We start from the raw sequence: 4,127 nt of genomic DNA, 5'->3' as shown, positions 1-4,127 counted from the left end.
TTTAGTCCTTCCAGGTTCGTAGTAAGGACTTTAGTCCTTCCAGGTTCGTAGTAAGGACTTTAGTCCTTCCAGGTTCGTAGTAAGGACTTTAGTCCTTCCTTAACGGAATCAGTAGCAAGGGCTGAATTCCTTACTAATAAAATTTTTGAGGACTGAAGTCCTTACTACAAACCTTAAACTATTTTTAAGGGAATCAGTAGCAAGAGCTGAATTCGTTACTAATAAAATTTTTACGGACTGAAGTCCTTACTACGAACCTTAAACTATTTTTTTTCATCTGCTACCAAAATTATTCTATTTTCATTTTCGCCAATTTTCCCCAATTCTTCCCCGCTAAAAGGATTGTAGAAAAACGAACCTGTTTGCGGAGGTAATTTGGGATTGAGTACAATTTCCACGATACTTTTGACTACCCCAGTTAGCGGAATTGCCAGGATAACTCCCAACAATCCTCCCACTCTACCTCCTAAGAGCAAGGCTGTAAAAATAATTACCGGACTCAACCCCGTGAGATTGCCCATGATTCGGGGTGCTACTAAATTATCCTTGATTTGCTGGAGGCCGATCGCCACTACCAACACTTGCAGCGCCAGCCACCAATCGATAAACGCTACAATTATACTAACAGTGCCAATGCCCAGCGTCGCTCCGATAAAGGGAATTATTTCTGTCAATCCGATAAACACGGCAAACAACAGAAAAAACGGCACTTGCAGCCACCAAAAAGCGAGAGTTAGCGACAGCGCCATAAAGAGTCCCAGCAATAACTGTCCCGAGACAAATCGCTGGAGGTTTCGCTGCAAAGTATCGGTTAAAACATAGCGAATATCCGGCGAAAAAATGCTGGTCAAACTCTGCCATACTCTTTGGCCGTCTAGGAGCATATAAAATGAAATTACCAGAATTAGAGTTAAGTCGAGAAACCAGTTGACAGTGCCTAGAACTAAGCCTAAACTTGTACCTGCGATCGCCTGTACTTGCTCCTGCACTTTCGCTGACAGTTGCTGTTCTAATATTTGCACGTCAAAGGGCAAATTGCGATCGGCACTCCACGCTTGAAATTCGCCTAACTGCTGCCGCGCCGACTCCAGCAAGTCCGGGAACCTCACCCCCAACTGCCTCGCTTGACTGAACACTGGCGGTACAATAGTTAGACCGATGACTACTACTACCACACCGGCAGTTAGATAAACTAGCCCCGCAGCTAATCCCCGCGGCAAAAATACTTGCAGTCTAATTACTGCATAATTTAATAAAAATGCAATGAGTCCCGCTGTTACTAAAATGCTGACCAGTTCCCCAACATAATTGATAGCAGTCAGGGTAAACCATCCTGTCACTAGCACTAGCAACCAAGTAATTAGAAACTGTTGGACGGGAGTAAATACACTATTCATTGTGATTTTGTCAATTAAACTGGCACATTTTTTTGGCTGCTGTGCCGTATTATACAACACACATATTAGAGTATAGATTATATCAAGTTAATTGCGGATAAAACCTGTACGGGCCTAGGGCCTAGGGCCTAGGGCCTAGGGCATGGGTCGAAAAGCATTGTCTGGGGAGAAAATTAGTATTTCAAAGTTTCTTCCATCGGGCTTCTTCCTTAACTGAGAACCCGCACCCAAAGCGAATCGAAATTGCGCCACACTCACCCAAAAGGAGGACGCGGTATTGCTGACGGTCTCCGCTACAATGATATGAACATTTAAAACCGCAATCTTTCTTTACAATATAAAAAACCCAAGGCTCAAACCGGCGGGAGGAACTACCGTGACCAATCAAGTTTTTTCAGAAGCGGAAGAACAACAACCGCTTTCCCCCGTGCAGAGCGGGCGCAACAGGAACTCAGCAGTCGATGCGCCTGAAAGTGGGGTGTCAGACAAATCTCGCTGGCAATTCTCGCCAGAGGAAGATGAGCGAGAAATAGCCTTAGAAGTTCCAGACGAACAATCAGAAGTTTGGGAACCAGAAGAGCCAGAAGTAGGGCCCAGCAAAGGAATTCGGTGGCCTGCATTGTTGGCGGGCGTCGGAATTGGCGTAGCTGCAACGCTGGCGGGGGTACACTTAGTTTCGGGAAAAAAGGCGCCTCCTGCTGTTACAGCGCCAGCGGTGGCTCAGCAGGCGACGGCTCAAACTGTGACGGTGGCGCCTGTGGAATCGGCAGAAGTAGCTCAAACTCTGGAAGCGACGGGGACTGTGGCCCCCTACGATTTGCTGCCGGTGCTGCCGCAAGCCAACGGTTTGCAAATCAAGCAGGTTTTGGTGAAGGAAGGGGATGCGGTAGAAAAAGGTCAGGTGATGGCGGTTTTGGATGATTCGGTGTTGCGATCGCAAATTGCCGCAGCCGCTGCTAAAGTACAATCGGCCGATTCCACGGTAGAACAAGCCGAAGCTCAGGTGCAGCAAGCTCAGTCAGCGCAACAAGAAGCCCAAGCAGGCGTTGCTCAAGCCCAAGCAGGTGTTGAAAAAGCCATCGCTGACGCAGCGCAGTCCAAAACAGGTGTAGGCCAAGCTGAAGCTGGCGTGAATCAAGCTAAAGCTGGTGTCGAGCAGGCTAAGGCTGGCATTGCTTCGGCTCAAGCTAAATTAGCTCAAGCCCAAAGAGAAGTAAGTCGCACCCAAAATTTGGCTGCTCAGGGAGTAATTAGCCAGCAAGATTTGGAAAAGCGCAAAACCGAGCGCGAAACTGCTGCTCAAGATGTGAATAAGGCTAAGGCTGATTTGAATAGAGCTTTGGAAGAACAGAACAAAGCGGCGGAAGAAGTGCGATCGGCTCGAGCTAAAGTAGCTAATGCCGAAGCTAATATCAGTACCGCGCGAGCCGCCCTCAGCAGCGCCCGAGCTAAGGTGAATACGGCGGCCGCAACTGTCAGCAGCGCCCGAGCAAATGTGGGAAACAACGCAGCAGGTGTCCGCAGCAATAATGCACAAGTCCAACAGTTACAAACTCAATTGGAACAAACAATTGTCCGAGCGCCGGACAGCGGTATTGTATCGGAAAGAATTGGTCGAGTTGGTGATGTTTCTTCGGGAAGTCAAAAACTATTTTCGATTATTCGAGGAAACAAGCTGGAACTGCAATTAAAAGTACCGGAAACTCAGGTTTCTCAAGTTAAGCCGGGAACGGCGGTGCAGATTACTTCGGATTCTGATAAGCGGATTAAGTTGTCGGGAACTGTGCGAGAGATTTCGCCGTTAGTTGACCCGCAAAATCGGCAGGCTACGGTGAAGATTGATTTGCCGGCAAGCGAGTTTTTGCGATCGGGAATGTTTTTGCGCGCCTCGATTTCGACGGCGACGGCTCAAGGTTTGAAAGTTCCTGCTAAGGCTATTTTACCTCAGTCTGACGGCACTTCTATTGTTTACAAACTTGTGGGCGAGGATAAGGTGCAGGCTCAACCTGTGGAAGTTGGAGAGATTACTGGGGGGGCGGTTGGTGATTTGACGAGTGCTCGGGTTCAGATTAAGAAGGGGCTGAAGGCGGGCGATAAAGTGGTTGTTGCTGGGGCGGGTTATCTTAAGGATGGCGATCGGGTGAAAGTTAGCAGTCAGTAGTCAGTTGGCAGTTGGCAGTTGGCAATCGAATTCTTTTGTGGTGCGATCGAAATAAGGAGATAGCACTGCCGTTTCCTCGTGCTGTGTCGATCGCGATCGGGCGCTCTCGTTGCTAAATTCTTTTAATTGATATGTGCGTATTTAGAGATTGTGTCGATCGTTCAAATATGCAGATAGAAACAATAACATCTTTTGGCGCAAATTCCACAAAAATTGTCGCACAAAAAAAAGTTTGAAAAATTGCATAATTTTTGAGGAAAAGCCCTGATACAGAAATAAGGCTTGGTGCAGATGTCAAAATCGCCCTCGCCTGTTATTACTAAGCAGGAAAAAAGATGGCAGTAATTTTCAGTACATCGTCAAGTGACACTCTGATCGGCGGCACGCCAGACAATGACAATATTTCTGCCCTGGGCGGCAATGACACCCTCAGTGGCTTAGATGGTAATGACACCTTGCTAGGCGGTGATGGAAACGACAGCCTCAGTGGAGGTGGGGGGAATGACTCCCTGATTGGCGACAGTGGCACTGACACCCTCGATGGAAGCTTAGGCAATGATTTTCTGAAT

General features: G+C 47.7%; 3 protein-coding genes. 2 read left to right on the top strand and 1 reads right to left on the bottom strand.

Annotated elements, in window-relative coordinates:
• Positions 1 to 263 precede the first annotated feature (263 nt).
• Positions 264 to 1,397, bottom strand: a complete 1,134-nt coding sequence (locus JGK39_RS32830) for an AI-2E family transporter (RefSeq protein WP_293262488.1) — start codon at positions 1,395 to 1,397, stop codon at positions 264 to 266.
• Between the two features lie 376 nt (positions 1,398 to 1,773).
• Between JGK39_RS32830 and JGK39_RS32825 the strand changes: the two genes are divergently transcribed.
• A complete protein-coding gene (locus JGK39_RS32825; RefSeq protein WP_293262485.1) occupies positions 1,774 to 3,558 on the top strand; it encodes an efflux RND transporter periplasmic adaptor subunit in 1,785 nt (594 codons plus the stop codon).
• 335 nt (positions 3,559 to 3,893) lie between these two features.
• A partial coding sequence (locus JGK39_RS32820; protein ID WP_293298945.1) for a calcium-binding protein occupies positions 3,894 to 4,127 on the top strand: 234 nt, incomplete at its 3' end.

The organism is Microcoleus sp. PH2017_12_PCY_D_A, from assembly GCF_020738565.1.
In the GTDB taxonomy this organism is placed as follows: Bacteria; Cyanobacteriota; Cyanobacteriia; order Cyanobacteriales; family Microcoleaceae; genus Microcoleus.
Note: the sequence above shows the minus strand (reverse complement) of the source record. Positions and strands in the feature narration are given on the sequence as shown.